The sequence below is a fragment of the Pseudomonas sp. CBZ-4 genome (genome assembly GCF_000346755.1).
Lineage (GTDB): Bacteria > Pseudomonadota > Gammaproteobacteria > Pseudomonadales > Pseudomonadaceae > Aquipseudomonas.
Genome location: NZ_ANNV01000175.1, coordinates 145998 through 163157, shown reverse-complemented (window position 1 = coordinate 163157; position 17160 = coordinate 145998). Strand labels below are relative to the sequence as shown.

General features: G+C 65.5%; 14 protein-coding genes. 5 read left to right on the top strand and 9 right to left on the bottom strand.

Annotated elements, in window-relative coordinates; genetic code table 11:
• Window positions 1-2 precede the first annotated feature (2 nt).
• The 4 genes from B348_RS0128140 to B348_RS01000000130395 are packed head-to-tail and all read left to right on the top strand — an operon-like array spanning window position 3 to window position 5739.
• Window positions 3-2231 carry a TonB-dependent receptor gene (locus tag B348_RS0128140; RefSeq protein ID WP_017739362.1) on the top strand — a complete coding sequence of 743 codons (2229 nt, stop codon included), beginning with the start codon at window positions 3-5 and terminating at the stop codon, window positions 2229-2231.
• Window positions 2232-2279: 48 nt separating this feature from the next.
• The gene (locus tag B348_RS0128135) at window positions 2280-3440 is read left to right on the top strand and encodes an LLM class flavin-dependent oxidoreductase (RefSeq protein WP_017739361.1); all 1161 of its coding nucleotides are present in this window, start codon (window positions 2280-2282) and stop codon (window positions 3438-3440) included.
• 5 nt (window positions 3441-3445) lie between these two features.
• Window positions 3446-4282, top strand: coding sequence for an ABC transporter permease (locus B348_RS0128130; protein WP_017739360.1), 837 nt, complete (start codon window positions 3446-3448; stop codon window positions 4280-4282).
• Window positions 4279-5739 carry an ABC transporter ATP-binding protein gene (locus B348_RS01000000130395; protein ID WP_017739359.1) on the top strand — a complete coding sequence of 487 codons (1461 nt, stop codon included), beginning with the start codon at window positions 4279-4281 and terminating at the stop codon, window positions 5737-5739. The genes B348_RS0128130 and B348_RS01000000130395 overlap by 4 nt, the downstream gene beginning before the upstream one ends.
• 117 nt (window positions 5740-5856) lie before the next feature.
• On the opposite strand, the gene B348_RS01000000130390 is transcribed toward B348_RS01000000130395, so the two are convergent.
• From B348_RS01000000130390 to B348_RS0128100, 5 genes are read right to left on the bottom strand one after another with little or no spacing between them, the layout of a single operon-like run.
• Window positions 5857-6807, bottom strand: coding sequence for an ABC transporter permease (locus tag B348_RS01000000130390; protein WP_017739358.1), 951 nt, complete (start codon window positions 6805-6807; stop codon window positions 5857-5859).
• A complete protein-coding gene (locus B348_RS0128115) occupies window positions 6804-8387 on the bottom strand; it encodes an ABC transporter substrate-binding protein (RefSeq protein ID WP_017739357.1) in 1584 nt (527 codons plus the stop codon). The genes B348_RS01000000130390 and B348_RS0128115 overlap by 4 nt, the downstream gene beginning before the upstream one ends.
• Complete coding sequence (locus tag B348_RS0128110) at window positions 8387-9571, bottom strand: LLM class flavin-dependent oxidoreductase (RefSeq protein ID WP_017739356.1); 1185 nt, start codon at window positions 9569-9571, stop codon at window positions 8387-8389. Before B348_RS0128110 ends, B348_RS0128115 begins: the two co-directional genes overlap by 1 nt.
• Window positions 9572-9592: 21 nt before the next feature.
• A complete protein-coding gene (locus B348_RS0128105; protein ID WP_017739355.1) occupies window positions 9593-10663 on the bottom strand; it encodes an ABC transporter substrate-binding protein in 1071 nt (356 codons plus the stop codon).
• Window positions 10660-12009, bottom strand: a complete 1350-nt coding sequence (locus tag B348_RS0128100; protein ID WP_017739354.1) for an amidohydrolase — start codon at window positions 12007-12009, stop codon at window positions 10660-10662. Before B348_RS0128100 ends, B348_RS0128105 begins: the two co-directional genes overlap by 4 nt.
• A 267-nt stretch (window positions 12010-12276) precedes the next feature.
• On the opposite strand from B348_RS0128100, the gene B348_RS0128095 reads away from it, so the two are divergent.
• Window positions 12277-13344 (top strand): sigma-54-dependent Fis family transcriptional regulator, encoded by a 1068-nt coding sequence (locus B348_RS0128095; RefSeq protein ID WP_017739353.1) that lies wholly within the window; start codon window positions 12277-12279, stop codon window positions 13342-13344.
• A 135-nt stretch (window positions 13345-13479) separates the two neighbouring features.
• On the opposite strand, the gene B348_RS0128090 is transcribed toward B348_RS0128095, so the two are convergent.
• The 4 genes from B348_RS0128090 to B348_RS0128075 all read right to left on the bottom strand — a co-directional run bounded on the left by B348_RS0128090 (window position 13480) and on the right by B348_RS0128075 (window position 17159).
• On the bottom strand, window positions 13480-14283 hold the full coding sequence (locus B348_RS0128090; protein ID WP_017739352.1) for an ABC transporter ATP-binding protein: 804 nt from the start codon (window positions 14281-14283) through the stop codon (window positions 13480-13482).
• A gap of 17 nt (window positions 14284-14300) precedes the next feature.
• Complete coding sequence (locus B348_RS0128085) at window positions 14301-15056, bottom strand: ABC transporter permease (protein WP_017739351.1); 756 nt, start codon at window positions 15054-15056, stop codon at window positions 14301-14303.
• Window positions 15053-15835, bottom strand: coding sequence for an ABC transporter permease (locus tag B348_RS0128080; RefSeq protein ID WP_017739350.1), 783 nt, complete (start codon window positions 15833-15835; stop codon window positions 15053-15055). The genes B348_RS0128085 and B348_RS0128080 overlap by 4 nt, the downstream gene beginning before the upstream one ends.
• Before the next feature lie 142 nt (window positions 15836-15977).
• Entirely contained in the window at window positions 15978-17159 is a 1182-nt protein-coding gene (locus B348_RS0128075) for an MFS transporter (protein ID WP_017739349.1), read from the bottom strand.
• Window position 17160: the final 1 nt, after the last annotated feature.

Genomic DNA, 17160 nt, shown 5'->3' with positions numbered 1-17160 from the left:
CCATGCCCGCACACTTTCACTTCAACCGCCTGGCCTGGGCCATTGCCGGTGCCCTGGCACTGCACGGTCAACTTGCCGCCGCCGACGAACCGGTGGCCAACGAGGCATTGCCCACGGTGACCGTCACCGCGCAGAAACGCGAAGAATCGCTGCAGGACGTACCCTCGGCGATCTCCGTGGTCAGCGCCAAGGACATCGAGAGCAACGGCGGCGGCTTCAGTGCCGGCAAGGCCTTGCGCAACGTGCCCAATGCGATCGCGCCGGAGTTCGCCGGCCACCAGCGGCCGCGCTGGTACATCCGTGGCATGGGCTCCGGCGACATGGCCTCGACCACGGTGTACCCGGTGGGCATCTACACCGACGACGTGTACATCGACCCCCACGTGGCCACCGGCTTCCCGCTGTATGACATGGAGCGCGTCGAAATCCTGCGCGGCCCCCAGGGCACCCTGTGGGGCAAGAACACCACGGGCGGCGCGATCAACTTTGTCTCGCGCAAACCCACCTTCGAAGACCCTGCGGGCTACTTCAAGGCCGATGCCGGCAACTACAACGCCCAGCTGTATGAAGGCGCCTACGGCGGCATCTTGCTCAAGGACAAGCTGGCCGGCCGCGTGGCGTTTATCGACCAGAGCAGCGACGGCCAACTGAAAAACCAGGTGGACGGCCACACCGTCGGCGATATCCACGACCAGGCCTTGCGCCTGCAATTGTTGGCGCAAATCAACGACGACCTGCAAGCCACCCTGCAGCTGCACGCCCGCGACTACAAAGGCCAGGGCATCGCCACCCGCGCCTGGGGCGCAGGGGCGGGCGGCAGCACGCTGTTCGGCCCGGCGCCCAAGCCGAACACCGGCCACGCCGCGTTTACCGGCAAGGCCGACGACCGCATCCAGCACAACGGTGTGCAACTGGCGTTGAAGTGGGACCTGGGCGAGCTGCAACTGGACTCGATCACCGCGCTCGACGACATCCAGGAAAAAGCCCAGGGCCCGAACATGAGCATTTACGAATTCGGCCGCTCCTATTCCGATGACCACTGGAAGCAGGCGTCCCAGGAACTGCGCCTGTCCTCGGCGAAAAACCAGCCCGTAAGTTGGATCATCGGCACCCACCTGTTCCACGAACACCTGGACAGCGCCTCCAGCAGTGCCTTGCTGCCGGCCGACTACAACCAGGCGTTCGGCGTCGCCGATTACGGCAAGACCTCGATTGACCAGACCACCGACAGTTTCGCGCTCTTCGGCAGCACCACCTGGCAGGTCAGCGAGCCCTTGAGCATCACCACCGGCCTGCGCTGGACCCGCGAAACCAAGGACATCGACCTGCAACGCGTGGCCGCACCGGGCAGCGACGCCGTGTCGTTCGCCAGCGCCGACCAGTGGTGGAAGCACTACACCGGGCCGCTGGCGACCACCGTGGTGCAGGACGAAAAACGCACCTGGAACAAACTCACCTACGACATCACCCCCGAGTACCAGCTCAACGACAACGCCCGTGTGTATTTCCGCTATGCCAAGGGCTTCCGCTCCGGTGGTTTCAGCGGCGGCGCGCTGGTGCAGGCCGAAGCGTCGGTGGTGGCGCCGGAAAACGTCGACGCCTACGAACTGGGGATCAAGAGTGAATGGTTCGATGAACGCCTGACCGCCAACGCCAACGTCTTCTACTACGACTACTCGGACATCCAGGTCAACGCCGTGTCGGTGCGTGACGGCCAGGTGGTGTCGCTGCTGACCAACAGCGGCAAGGGCGTGATTCGCGGTGCCGAGTTCGAACTCGAAGCGCTGCCGCTCACCAACCTGCACCTGAACGCCTCGGCGGGCCTGTTGCACACCGAGTTGCAGGACTTCGAATCCGGCGGCGTCGATTACTCCGGCAACCGCATCGCCCGTTCGCCGTCGCGCACCCTGGCCGTGGGCGCCAGTTACCGCATCCCGCTGGACAACGGCGACGCGCTCAACTTCGGCAGCGACTGGCGCTACCAGAGCCGCATCTACTTCCTGCCCACCGCCCAGCAAGACCACAGCGTGTCCCAAGGCGGCTACACCCTGGGCAGCGCCAGCGCCACCTACCACTTTGGCGGGCGCCTGGACCTGGACCTGACCGCCTACGTCAACAACCTCACCGACAAACAATACAAGACCGACAGCGTGCCCTTGCCCTTCGATGTGGCCTGGGACGCGCGGGGCGACCGGCGCACCTTTGGGGTCAGCGCACTGACCCGTTTCTAGGGCCATGCCCTTGCGTGCATCCCTGAGCCTTTTTTGGAGAGACAAAACATGACGATCAAACTCCTGTGGTACCTCACCCCCCCCGATGGCCCGTACCCGTGGGAAGCGGCCGGGCGCTGGGTGACCGGTTTCGAACAGCTCAAGCAGGTTGCCGTGGTCGCCGACCGTCTTGGCTATTACGGCTCGCTGCTGGGCACCAGCCCCAATTCCAACCTGGCCACGGCCGCCGCCTTGATCGATGCGACCCAACGCCTGCGGTTTCTGATTGCGCAGTACCCCGGCGAACTGTCGCCAGCGGTATTGGCCAAGTGGGCGTTGAGCTTCGACCAGTATTCCGGCGGGCGTCTGCTGCTCAACCTGGTCAATGGCGATGACAGCGGCCTGGCGGCCTTGGGCGTGCATTTCCCCCACGACGAGCGCTACGACTTCAGCCGCGACTACTGGCGGGCCTTTCGCAGTGTCTACGCCGGTGAAACCCAGGGCTTTGCCGGTAAATACATCAACCTGGCGCCGCGCGATCCGGCAGACGCCAATCACCCGTTGGGCGGCTGGCTGGCGCCGACGCAATCCACACCCATCGAGTTCTGGGGCGCCGGCACGTCCGACGCCGGCGTGGCCCATTCGGCCGACCTGCTCGACGTGTACCTGAGCTTTGCCGACACGCCGCCACGCCTGGGGGACAAGTTCCGCCGCGTCGGTGCCGAAGCGGCCAAGCGCGGGCGCCGCCTGCGGTTCGGCACGCGCTTGCAGATCATCGTGCGCGAGACCGAAGAGGAAGCGTGGGCCCACGCCGAGTTGTTGTTGCAACGCACCTCCCTGCAAACCGCCCTCGACGGCGTGGCCGCGCAGTTGCCCCCGGGCGAAACCCTGGAGACCTACGTCAGCGACGATCCCCAGGTGCAACGCAACCTGCAAACCCTGCGCGAAGGCCGTCTGCCCACCGCACGGGAACTGGAGATCTACCCCAACGTGTGGGTCGGGCCGAGCCTGTTTGGGTTCGACATCCTGCGTCCGGCGGCCGGGACCTATCTGGTGGGCAGCGCCACCCAGGTGGCCGAGCGTTTGCGTGAGTACCAGGCGCAGGGCGTGTCGGCGTTCATCCTCTCGGGTTATCCGTTGATCGATGAAGCGCAGCGCGTGGCGGATCTGCTGTTCCCGTTGCTGGAGCTGGATCACGGTTTCGACATCCCGTTGTTGTCGGCGAGGTGAGCCCGATGCTGTGCTTACCTTGGCGTGCCTTGGCCGCCAACCGACAAGTGCGCCAGGGCGCCGGCCTGAGCCTGCTGGTGATCGGCCTGGCATTGGCCGGGCCGTTGCTGGCGCCCCATGGCGCGAGTGAACTGCTCGGCCCGGTGTACGGCGCGCCCAGCGCGGGCGCGCCGCTGGGTTACGACTACCTCGGGCATGACGTGCTGTCACGGGTGCTGGTGGGCGGTTGGAGCGTGGTATGGATGTCATTGGCCGCCGCGCTGCTGGCGTTGCTGGTGGGTGCAGGCCTGGGATTGCTGGCGGGGTTTTCCCGTGGGCCGCTGGACCGTTTGATCCGCTGGAGCGCCGACCTGTCCCTGGCGTTTCCCGAGCTGATCCTGGTGCTGCTGGTGGTCTCGCTGCTGGGGCGCGAGCCGTGGTTGATCGTGCTGACGGTGGCCTTCGCGTTCCTGCCCGGCATGATCCGCCAGACCCGCGCCAGCACCCAGGCCGTGGTCGAGCAGGAGTTCATCGAAGTGCTGCGGGCCATGGGCCTGCCGCGCCGTCACCTGCTGCTGCGCGAAGTGCTGCCGAATATCCTCACGCCCATGCTCGTGCATTTTGGCAGCATGCTGACCTGGGCCATCGGCATCTTGTCGGGGCTGAGTTTTCTCGGCTACGGCGTGGCGCCGCCGGCGGCGGATTGGGGCCTGATGATCAGCGAGAACCAGGGCGGGCTGGTCCTGCAACCCTGGGCCGTGCTGGTGCCGGCGCTGCTGATCGGCGTGTTCGCCTATGCCAGCAACATGCTCGCCGAAGGCATCGGCCGGGTGCGCGCCGGGGTACTGGAGCACACACCATGACGTTGCTGCGTGTGCAGGACCTGCGGGTGCAACTGGACAGCGGCAAGGCGGTGGTGGCTGATATCCATTTTGCGCTGGAGGCGGGAGAAATCCTCGGCCTGGTGGGGGAGTCCGGCTCGGGCAAGACCACGCTGGCCACTGCGTTGCTCGGCCATGTGCGCAAGGGCGCGCGGATCAGTGGCGGGCAGGTGCTGGTCGCCGGCTGCGATCTGCTCGGCTTGCAGGGCGAAGCCTTGCGCCAGGCCCGGGGTGGCGTGATCGCCTATATTCCCCAGGACCCGGCGATGGCGCTGAACCCGGCGCTGCGCATCCTCAGCCAGCTGCAGGAAACCCTGGCCGCCCATGCGCCACAGCTGTCGCGGACGGCGCGCCAGCAACGCCTGCGCGACACCTTGCAGCACGTGGGGTTGCCGGATGACCAAGACTTTCTCAGGCGCTTTGCCCATCAATTGTCCGGCGGCCAGCAGCAGCGCGTATTGCTCGCCCTGGCGTTTATCCTGCGCCCGCAGGTGGTGGTGCTCGATGAACCGACCACGGCGCTGGACGTGACCACCCAGGCGCACTTCCTGGCCGCCTTGCGCCAGTTGTGCAAAACCCAGGGTGTGGCGGCGGTGTACGTGTCCCATGATTTGGGGGTGGTCGAGTCCCTGGCCGACCGGGTGATGGTGCTGTACGCCGGCAGGGTGGTGGAATGCGCCGAGACCGCGCAGTTGTTTCGCCAGCCGCAACACCCGTACAGCCAACGCTTGCTGGCGGCGGCAAGGCTGGCGGCGCGGCCGCTGGAGGATCTGTCGCAGCAACCGCTGTTGTTGGAGGTCGATGAGCTGGCGGTGAGTTATGCCGGACGGCGCGTGGTTGCAGGGGTGAACCTGCACGTGCGCCGGGGCGAATGCCTGGCCTTGGTGGGCGCCTCGGGTTCCGGCAAAAGCAGCGTGTCCCGCGCGCTGGTCGGCCTGGCACAAGAGGCAGCAGGGCGCCTGCGATTTGCGGGTGCGCCGCTGAATCTCGAGGTTGGCGCACGCTCGTCCGAGCAACGGCGGCGCATCCAGTACATCTTCCAGAACCCCCTGCGTGCCTTGAACCCGCGTCACACCGTGGCGCAAAGCCTGGCCACGCCACTGCGGCACTTCTTCGGCCTGCGCGGCGCGGCATTGCGCGAGCGTATCGAACAAGCCTTGAGCCGCGTGGCGTTACCCGTGGCCCTTGCCGATGCCTATCCCGGCAGTTTGTCCGGTGGCGAGCGCCAGCGCGTGGCGATTGCCCGGGCGCTGGTGTGCGAGCCGAGGTTGTTGATTTGCGATGAGATCACCTCGGCGCTGGATGTGTCGGTGCAGGCGTCGATCCTGGAGTTGCTAAGGGGGTTGCAGGCGGAGGGGATGGCGCTGGTGTTTGTCACCCATGATTTGAATGTGGTGCGGGCGATTGCGGATCGGGTGATGACACTCAAGTCTCAATGACACAAAAAAACTGTGGGAGCGGGCTTGCCCGCGATTGCGGTGTGTCAGCCGAAATATGCTTGACTGACCCACCGCCATCGCGGGCAAGCCCGCTCCCACAGATTTGATCCCATGTAGTCAGAGGTGTTGGGTGCGCAGTTTGGGCACGCATAGCCTCGCCAGCCCATCCGCCAGCAGATTCACCCCCACCACAAACGCCGCAATCGCACTCACCCCGGCCTGAATCACCGGCACGTCGCGCAGGCGAATCGCGTCGTTGAGCAAACTGCCGACCCCCGGATACGTAAACGCCATCTCCACCAGCAAGGTGCTGCTGAAAAACACGCTGAGGGTCAGCGCCAGCCCCTGGATCAGCGGCAGCACGGCGTTGGGCAAGGCATGCCCGAGCACCAGCCGCCAGGGTTGCAGGCCGCGCAGGCGGGCGGCTTCGAGGTAGTCGCTGTGCAGCGCTTCGATCATCGCACCCCGCACCAGGCGGATCAGGTACGGCGCGCTCGCCAATACAAGCGCGGCCACGGGCAGGACCAGATAGCGGCCCTGGGTGAACGCCGAGTGTTCCGGGTCGAGCAGCGACACCGCCGGCAGCCAGGTGAACAGGCTGGTGGCGAACAGCATGATCAAGCCGATCGCCAGCACAAACCCCGGCAATGATTTGAACATCACCAGCAGGGGCAGGGTCAGGCGGTCGATCCAGCGGTCGCGGTACAGGGCCAGCAGCGTGCCCAGCCCCACGGCCAGCAGCAGGTTGCACAGGGCCACGGGGATGAGCAGCGCGAGGGAGTTGGCGAAGCGTTGGCCCAGCAGTTGGGTCACGGCCACCTGGGAGTCCAGGGACAGGCCCAGGTCACCGCGCAGCGCCGCGCCGAGCCAGTGCAGGTATTGCTGCCACAGCGGCAAATGCAAGCCCAACTGTTCGCGCAGCACCTGCAACGACGCCTCGGGCGCGCCCGGCCCGAGGATCACCCGCGCCGGGTCGGACGGCAGCAGGCGGATGGCGAGGAACACCAGCACGCTGATCAGCAGCACGCTGCCCAGCGCGGACAACAGGCGCCGTGCCAGCCCGCTCACGCCGGCTCCTTGAGCCACAGGCTGTCGAAGCGCCAGGTCGGGAACAGGGTTTTTTCCGCCTGGGCGCCGCCGACGCGCTGGGCGATGCCGTCGAGCAGGTTGGCGTAACCCCAGATCAGCATGCCGCCTTTGTCATGCTGGATCTGCTGGGCTTCGTGCACCAGCACACGGCGTTTTTCCAGGTCGGGTTGGGCCAGCGCCTCGAGGAACAGCTGGTCGAAGCGCGGGTCGCTGAAGTGGGTCTTGTTGGCCACCGACACCGGCGCGTCGGAGTGCAGCCCGCAGGTGAGGAACGGCGCGCCGATGCTGCCACCGGTACTCAGCGGCCACTCGGTGAGTTGCGGGCCGTTGAAGGTCGCGCTGTCGACCTGGCGCACGCGGATGTCCACGCCGGCCCGCTTGGCCTGTTCGGCGAACACCAGCGCCGAGCCGACGCCGCCGCTGTCCTGGTCGGCCACCAGTTCCACGCTCAAATGCTCCTGGCCGGCTTCGCGCAGCAAGGCCTTGGCGCGTTCCAGGTTGTAGCTGCGTTGCGGGATGCTGTGGTCGAAGGTCGGGTCGTTGGGCGCATACAGATCGTTGGCCACGCGGCCCTGGCCGTTGAGGGCGCGGGCCACCAGTTCTTCACGGTCGGCCATCAGGCGAAAGGCTTCGCGCACGCGCGGGTCGTTGAACGGTGCCTGGCTGAGGTTCATGTCGAAGGTCAGCCAGTTGCCGGTGACCGAGGTCAGCACTTGCAACTTCGGGTTGGCCTCGACCAGGCGCAGGTGCTCGTTGGCCAAGCCATTGGCCAGGTCGATCTGCCCGGATTGCAGGGCGCCCAGGCGTGAGGTCTGGTCCTTGAAGTCGATGATTTCCAATTCATCGGCGTAGGGCTTGCCGGCCTTGTAGTAGTTCTCGAAGCGGGTGAACAGCGAGCGTTGGCCGGGGGTGAAACTCTTCAGTTTGTAGGGGCCGGCGCCCACCGGGTTGGTCACCGGGTGATAGTCCACCGGCACGATGCCGCCGAAGTTGACCCAGGTTTCCGGCAACGGCACAAAGCCGGCGCCGTCCTTGAAGCGTACGCGCAGGGTGCGGTTGTCGAGTTTCTCCAGGTTGTCGCGGTCGATCCAGTGCAGCAGCGCCGCGTAGGGCGAGGCCAGTTGTGGGTCGGTGAGGCGGCGGATGGAGAACACCAGGTCATCGGCGTCGATGGTCTTGCCGTGGTGGAACTCCAGGTCCTTGTGCAGGCGCAGGGTCCAGGTGCGTGCGTCGGAGCTGACTTCGGCCTCTTCGGCGAGGGCCAGGCGCGGCAGCATGTTTTCGTCCCATTCCCACAGTTTGCTGTACAGCGCAAAGCCGCGAATGATGCCGCTGCCCACCGGTTTATGGGCGTCGAGGTTGCCACTGCGGCTGCCGTCGATCACGCCCAGGCGCGGGCGCCCGCCGTACTGCGGGCCGCTCGGTGCGTTGTTGGCCAGGGCTTGCGGTGCGGCGCCGTCGCCACAGGCACTGAGCAGGCTGCTGCCGAGTACCAGGCCAGAACCGAGGGTCAGGCTGTTGCCGAGAAAACGCCGGCGGCTGAAAAACGTCGGGTCCATCACGCCACCTGTTCGTTGGGTTGGGCCGGCTGCCGCGCTGCGGGTTGGCGCAGGTGGCGGAAGTGCGGAAGGATGTGTTCGCCCAGGCGGTAGTTTTCTTCCAGGTGCGGGTAGCCGGCGAGGAAAAACAGCTCGATGCCCACCGCGTTGTATTCGTGAATCCGTTCGATCACCTGGGCGTAGCTGCCCACCAGCGCCACGCCAGGCGGCACGCCGATATAGCCGAAGCCGGACCACACAGTGGGGTGGATGAAAAAGTCATCGAACCCGGGCGCTTGTTTTTGCGCGTATTCGTGTTCAAAACCGAGCTTGCGCGCCGAGCGCAGGCCGTCGTGGGCCGCCAGTTGCTGGACCACGCCCTTGGCCACGCCTTCGTCGAAAAAGCGCCGGGCCTCGGCACGGGCCTCTTCCTCGGTCGGGCGGGTGACCACATCGACGGACAAGCCAAAGCGCAGGTTGCCATTGCCATGGGCCACGGCGCGGCGGCGCACGTCGTCGATCAGCGCGCGGATTTCTTCCGGGCGCTCGGCACGCATCAGGTAGTAATCGGCGTGTTTGGCGGCGAATTCGCGGGCGGCTTCGGAAGAGCCGGCGGTGCAGATCAGCGGCAGCTCGGCTTTTTTCTGCGGGCCACGCAGGCCGCCGCCTTCGGCGCTGTAGTAGCGCCCGGCGTAGTGGAACTGTTCGTTGTTCCAGTAACCCTTGACCACATCCATGAACTCGCTGGCCCGCGCATATCGGTCGTCGTGGCCGGTGACGTCGCCAACCTGGCGCTGCATCACTTCGGAGCCGCCGTTGATGATGTTCCATACGAGGCGGTTGCCGCTGGCGCGCTGGTAGGTGGCGGCCATCTGCGCGGCCACGAACGGCGAGAAATGGAACGGCTGGAACGCACTGACGAATTTCAGCGTGCGGGTTTCCCGAGCCAGCAATGAGCAGACGGTCCAGGGTTCTTCGCCGCTGGGCGCGTTGACCATCAGCACACCGCTGAAGCGGTTGATCTCGGCGGCACGGGCGATCTGCCCGAGGTAGTCGATGTAGGTGAACGGGTCGCCGACGGCGAAGTCCGAGACGGCGCCGCTGTTGTTTTCCGGGGCTTGCCAGTCGCCGCGGTTGCGCGGGTCGCCTGGGAGGAATTGGGTTTCGCCATGCAGGGGCAGGCGGGTAAAAAAGTCGATGCTCATCAAGCAGTCTCCTGGAAAAAGTTAGCGGGCGCGTTCGACCTGGGCCTTGAGGTTGGGCCACAGGTCGATCAGGCCGAGGTCGCGGATCGCCTGGTCGGTGAAGCGGGTGGCCAGGGCCTGGCTGAAGTCGGGCTGGCTGCTGATCAACTGGTTGTCGAGGGCGTATTGGGACAGTGCGGCGAAGTGCTTGAGCAACTGCGCATCGGTCTTCGGTGCCCAGCGCTGCACCCACGGCACCGGGTCGCCCTGATCATCACGGCGCAACACGCTTTGCGGGGTGCCGGCCAGGGAGGAGAAGCGGTAGTACTCGGCGCTGTTGTGCTCATCGGCCAACCATTGGCTGGCCTTGACCCAGGCCGTGGCGACCAGTTGGGTCAGTTGCGGCTGGTCGTCGACAAAACGTTCGGTGCCCCACAGGTCCGAGGCCAGGCGCCAGTCGGCATCGCCTTGCTTGCTGGACCAGAGCACCCGGCCGACCTGCTTGTCTTCGAGCAGATAGGCCTCGCTGAGCAGCACGGCGGCATCGACCTTGCCCGCCGACACCGCCGCCGCGCCGACCTGCGGGTTGATATTGGCGATCTTGAAGTCCTTCAGCGCCAAACCCTGGCTGGCGAGGAACTGGCTGAACGGAAACTCCCACGGCCGCCCACGGTGCAGGGCCAGGCGCTTGCCCTTGAGGTCGCCGATGGACTGCGCGGGCGAATCCTTGGGTACCACCAGGTAGATGTTGTTGCCGCTGCCGCCGGGCACCACCAGTTTGCCGGGCACGCCACCGGCCAGGGCGATCACTGACGGCAGGTCGCCGCGCACGGCAAAGTCCAGGCCGTTGTTGGAGAAGCCTTCGTTGATCTGCGGGCCGGCATTGGCGTGGGGCAGGGCTTGCCACTCCAGGGCAACCCCGCGTTGCTTCAGCTGCTGTTCCAACCAACCTTCTTCAATCACGCGCCCGGGAATGCCGCCAAACACCGGCTTGCCGCCCTGGGTGAACGAGACGATGCCGATGCGTACGCTGCTCGGGGTGTCGGCAGCGAAGGCACTGAGCGCGGGGATCAAGGCCAGTGCGGCGATCAGGCGTTTGCAGGCAAGCTTCATGGTTGTGCTCCAAAGCCATTGTTGACGAGATAGGCCAGGGTCACGCGGGACAGCGCGCGCACGCCCACCGGCAGCGCGTTGTCGTCCACCAGGAACTTGGGTGAGTGGTTGGGCCAGGTGTGCGCCGGGTCGATGCCATCGGGCGTCACCCCGAGGCCGAAGAACACGCCGGGGATCTTGCGCGAGTACTCGGCGAAGTCGTCCGCCGCGTAGACGCCGGATTCGATGTCCACCGGCAGCTTGGATGAGGCTTTGAGCTGGGGCAGCAAGGCATCCACCAGCGCGCTGTTGTTGTAGCCCGCCGGGTACGTCGGGGTGACGTCGATGCTGGCGCTGGCGCCGGCACTTTCGGCGATCTTGCTGGCGGTGCGGCGCAGGCGTTCGATCACGTCGTCGCGCTGGGCCTGGCTCAAGGTGCGCACGGTGCCTTCCAGGCGCACTTGCGCGGGGATGATGTTACTGCGCACGCCGGCGTCGATGCGCCCGACGGAAATCACCGGTGCCGGCAGCGCCACCAGGTCCATCTGCCGGCTCGGGATGGTTTGCCAGCCGAGCACGATCTGCGCGGCCAAGGGGATCGGGTCGATGCCGGCCCAGGGGAAGGCGCCGTGGGTTTGCGCGCCGGTCACAGTGGCGACGAAGGTGTCGGCCGCTGCCGTGGTGCGCTCGCGGCTGATGGACAGCGAACCGGACACGCCACGCCCCACATGCAGGCCGAAAATCGCCTGCGGCGCCGGCTCGGCCAGCACGCCTTGTTCGATCATCAGGCGGGCGCCACCTTTCTCGCCGACCGGCACGCCTTCCTCGGCGGGCTGGAAGATGAATTTCACCGTACCGGGCAGGCTGTCCTTGTGCTTGGCCAGCACCTCGGCCACGCCCAGCACAATCGCGATGTGCGCGTCATGGCCGCAGGCGTGCATCACGCCGACGGTCTTGCCGGCCTGGCTGAAGTCGTTGCCGCTGTAGGGCACGCTGACGGTGGAGGCGTAGGGCAGGCCGGTTTGCTCGGTGACGGGCAGCGCGTCCAGCTCGGAGCGGATCGCCACCACTGGGCCGGGCTTGCCGCCGCGCAGGATCGCCACCACGCCGGTGTGGGCCACTTCGGTCTGCACCGTCAGCCCCAGTTCACGCAAGCGCTGAGCGACGCGTTTGGCCGTCTCGAATTCGCGGTTGCCTAGCTCGGGATGTTGGTGGATGGCATGGCGCAGTTCGATCAACTGCGGGGTGGCGCGCTGGATGTCCTGGTCCAGTTGGCTCAACCGTTGCGGGTCGATTTCAACGGCGCTGGCCAGGGGCGCGACGAGCAAGGCGGCGAGCAGCGCGGGGAGGGGGCGGGTCAAATTCATGCAAAAGCCTCGGGGTTCAAACGACAGATGCCGAGGGACAACGCAGAATGCATGCCAGGCGCCCCTATCCACTGTTTCCGGGGTTTTACGGCGTTTTCGAGGGGGCTTTTGCTGAATCAGCAGCGCCTCGTTGCTGATGGATTGCTGCTCCAGCAGCAGTGAATCTCATATGTTTTATTGGAATATTCAAATGCCAATTAATAATTATTTTATCTATGCGGCTTGGTTCACTATGGCGCCCAAGTACTTTGGAAACAGGACCGTAAGATGTCATTGCTCACCCACCCCAACGCCCGTGAACTGAGCAAAACGGTGCGGGCCACCGTACTGGTTTTCAAAGACCCCCGTTCCCAGGAACTGCTCAACCGCATCGAGCGCCTGGCGCCCAGTGAAGCCAACGCGCTGATCATCGGCGAGACCGGCACCGGCAAGGAATTGGTCGCGCGCCAGATCCACAACCTGAGCCGGCGCAGCCAGGCCAACTTCGTCGCGGTGAACTGCGGCGCGTTCCCCGAAACCCTGGTCGAGAGCGAACTGTTCGGCCATGAGAAGGGCGCCTTCACCGGCGCCACGCAGAACAAGGCCGGTTGGTTTGAAGCGGCCAACGGCGGCACTTTGTTCCTCGACGAAATCGGCGATTTGCCGTTGGGCATGCAGGTCAAATTGCTGCGGGTGTTGCAGGAGCGCGAAGTGGTGCGCCTGGGCTCGCGCACGCCGATTCCGATCAACGTGCGGCTGGTGGCAGCGACCAATATCAACCTCGCGGATGCGGTGGTCGCGGGCAATTTTCGCGAGGATCTGTTTTACCGCCTGCACGTGGCAACCATCCGCCTGCCGCCGCTGCGCGAGCGCCCGGGAGATATCCTGCCGCTCACCGAATTCTTTGTCGCCGAACACTGCCGGCGCCTGGGCTACAGCAGCGCGCAACTGAGCCCCGAGGCCGAGCGCAAGCTGTTGGCGCATAACTGGCCGGGGAATATCCGTGAGCTGGAAAACGCCATTCATCACGCGCTGCTGGTGTGCCGCCAGCAGTTGATCCAGCCGGGGGATTTGCATCTGGTGGAAATGAGTGCGGCGGTGCGCCAGGAGATCCAGGCGCTGCCTGCGGCCGGCGCTGACCTGGAGTCGGCGTTGATCAGTCTGTTCGAAAAGAACCTGGACAACCTGTTCGATCATATCGAGGAGCAGGTGTTTCGCACGGCGTACCAGTTCTGCCATGGCAACCAGTTGCAGACGGGGCGGTTGCTGGGGATCAGCCGCAATATTGTGCGGGCGCGGCTGGAGAAGATCGGCGAGTTGCCGCCGATTGGCGGGTATCCGGTCAAGGTTGACTGACCCAACACCATCCCCCCTGTGGGAGCGGGCTTGCCCGCGATAGCGGTGGATCAGTCAACAGAGGTATTGGCTGACAGTCCGCCATCGCGGGCAAGCCCGCTCCCACACAAGCCTGTTTCCACAGGGTTGGCAGTGTCAGGCCTGATGTTCCCCTAGCAACTCAGCGCGCAACTGCGCCTTCAACCCATGCAACTCTGGCGACAGATGATCCCTCGGATGGGGCAACCCCACCGCAATCTCCCGCCGAATCCTGCCCGGATGCGCCTGCATCACAATCACCCGATCCCCCAGGTACAGCGCTTCTTCGATGTCATGGGTGACCATGATCACCGTGCACCGCTGCTTGACCCAGATGCGTTGCAGTTCCTGTTGCAGGTACACCCGGGTGAGGGCGTCCAGGGCGCCCAGGGGTTCGTCGAGCAGCAGCACTTTTGGCGTGTTGATCAACGCGCGGGCGATGGCGGCGCGTTGGGCCATGCCGCCGGAGAGTTGGTGCGGGTAGGCGTCGGCAAAGCCTTCGAGGTTGACCTTGGCGATGTGTTCGTCCACCAACTGCTGCTTGGTCTTGGCGCTCAGGCGGTGGTTTTTCAGGGCCAGGGCGATGTTCTGGCTGACGGTCATCCACGGGAACAGACGATGGTCCTGGAACACGATGCCACGGTCGAGGCTGGTGCCGGTGACGGGTTGGCCGTCGAGGAGGATCTGGCCGCGGTAGTCGTTGTCCAGGCCGAGGATCAGCCGCAGCAAGGTGGATTTGCCGCAGCCGCTGGGGCCGACGATGCTGACGAACTCGCCGGGGGCGACTTTGAGGTCGATGCCGTCGAGCACGGGCAGGCGCTGGCCCTTGAGGCTGTAGTCCTTGCTCAACCCTTTGATTTCAAGGGCGCCGGGCAGGGTGTGGGGTGTCAGGGAAACAATGTCCGGTGCGATTGCAGTCATGTCCAAGCCTTCCAGAATCAGGGGCGCCAGCGCAGCAGGTAGCGGCTCAGGCAGGTGAATAACAGACTCATGCCGTAGCCCAGGGCGGCGATGCTGATCACGCACAGCAGGATGATCTCCATGCGTGCGCCGGCTTCGGCATTCATCATCAGGTTGCCCAGCCCGGGGCCGGCCGAGAGGAACAGTTCGCTGCCCACCGCCGTGACCCAGGCGAAGGCAATCGCTTGCAGCACGCCGGTACACAGGCTGGGCAGTGCCGACGGCAGCAGCACCAGGGCAAAGCGTTGACGGCGGCTGAGGACCAGGGCCTGGGCGACTTCGAGGTGGCGCGCGTCCACCTGGCGCAAGCCTTCGAAGGTGTTGAGGGCCATCGGGTAGCTGGCGGCCAGGGCGATGATCAGCACCTTGGAGCTTTCGCCATTGCCGAACCACAGCGCGATCAAGGGAATCCAGGCGAGCATCGGCACTTGGCGCAGGCTATGGAACAGCGGTGCAATCAAGCGCTCGCCCCAGGCGGACAACGCCATGCTCGCGCCGATCAGGGTGCCGGCAAGCACGCCAAACAGCAGGCCCTGGCTGGTGCGCAGCAGGCTGGCGAGCAGGTTGGTCAGCAGCTCGCCGTTGCCGACGATCTCCATCAACCCGGCCACCACCTGCGCCAACGGCACCACGGCGTAGGCGCCGCTGGCACCCTGGCGCGAGGCAAATTCCCCGGCGGCCAGCAACAGCAGCGGCAACAGCGCGCCACGGGCGTGGCGGAGCAGGCGTTTCATGGCGCCACCCGCGTCGGTTGCCAGCGCTGCAAGCGGCGTTCAAGGCGGCGCAGGGACCAGTCGAGGGCGAAGCCGACCAGACCGGTGACGACGATGCCGACCATCACCACGTCGATGCGCAACATCTGCCGCGCCATCTCGATCATCTGCCCCAGGCCGCTGTCGGCCGCCAGCAGTTCGGCGGCGATCAACACCACCCAGGCGCGGGTCAGGCCGATGCGCAGGCCGGTGACAATCTGCGGCGTCACCGCTGGCAACGCCACAGCCTTGACCAGGCTCAGCCAGGGCAGGCGATACACCGCCGCCACTTCGAAATAGCTGCGGGGAATGCCCTTGACGCCCTGGCTGGTGGCCAACGCCAGCGGGAAAAAAGCTGCTTCGGCGACGATGACGATCTTGAAGATTTCATCGATGCCGAATACCAGCACCAACAGCGGAATCAAGGCCAGGCTGGGGATCTGCCGCAGGCTATGGAACAGCGGCCCGCAATAGGCTTCCACGGTTTTCGACAAACCCATCAGCAAGCCGAACAGCAATCCGCTCGCCGCACCAATGCCCAGGCCCCAGCCCAGGCGGGCGAGGCTGGTGAGCAAGTGGTCCAACAGCTCGCCATTCTCCAGCAGCAGCGCAAAGGTGCGCCACACCTGGGCGGGCGGCACCAGCAACTGCCGGGGGAATACCCCGGCCGCCGTGACGCAGGCCCACAGGCCAAGCAAGGCCAGCGGCGAAATCAGCCAGGAGAGCCGGGACGCAAGCGCCGGCAGTGAAGGTTGGGGCATGGGGATACTCTTATCAGTCTGCTTGAAGGCAATAGTGCAGCTTGTATGCCAAGGCCCAAGGCCCGGCAAACACGGGTGAAGGCGGGCAACCGCGCTGCTGCACGGGCAACGCGTTGCTGGTGCACTGCTGCTACAGCAGCAGTCAGGCCGCGACGGGCACCTGGCGCCGCGCCGTATACCAGGCCGCCGCAATCACCAGGATGAGTAGTGCCCAGCACACAAACAGCGGGCCGAGGCCGATCAGGTAACTGAGCGCACCGCCCGTCATCGCCCCGACAAAACCACCGGCCATGGAGGCGAGCTGGAACAGCCCCGACACCTTGCTCTTGTCCTGCACCTGGTGGCTGAGTTGGTTCATGTTCAGCAGGTGCAAAGCGGCGGCGGCAAGGCTCAACAACACGCCCGCCAAGGCGAGCCAGGCAAAGCCGTGGCTCAATCCGATCAGCAGCAGCGCCGCCATGCCGAACGCCAGGCTCAAGCCATAGGCCAGACCCTGGCTGAGGTGGCGCAGTACGTACCCCAGGCCAAACAGCGCCAGCACCGCGCCAACCCCTTCGATCACCACCAACGCCACCGCACGGTCCTGGGACAGGCCCGCTTCCTGTAGCGCATAGAGGATGATGAAGGTGCTGAACACCGAGGTGGTCGCACTGTTGAGCGCCTCCATGGCACACGGCTCGCGGATCTCTCGATGCCCCAGCAGCCCACGGGCTTCGCCGAACATGGCCGACAGGTTGAGCGCAGGCGCGCGCTCGCTCGGCGGTTCACCTTCCCAGAAGCTCAGGCTGTACACCGCCATCGCGCCAAAACACAGGCTGATCAGCACGAAGGCCCAATGAAACTGGCCTTCGCCGCTGAACTGGTTGCCCAGCAGCGGCCCCAGCAAGCCCAGGCCCAGGGTCAAGGCGCCGCGATACCAGCCGGCCTTGCTCAGCCCCAGGTGCTTGAGTTCGCGCAGGAAGGCGCTGTTCATCGCGACGATGCGAAACGGAATGAACAAGCCGATCAACCACTGCGCCAGCGCCAGCCACAGCCAACCGCTGAACAGCGGGATCAGCAGGTTGACCAGCATCGGGCCGAGGCTCGACACAAAGTAGATCGGCTTGGCGCCATAGCGGGCGATCACGAAACCCGCCGGCAAGGTGAGAAACACCATGCCCAAGGACTCCATGGCCGAGATGATCCCCACCTGCATGGCGTTTGCCCCCAGCGACAGGGCGTACAAGGTGGTGACGATCTTGGCCATGCCGATGGTGGCGCCGCTGAAGGTGGCCAGCAGCATGAAGTTGACCAGGAAACCCGGGTGCGAGGTGTTCACGGGCATC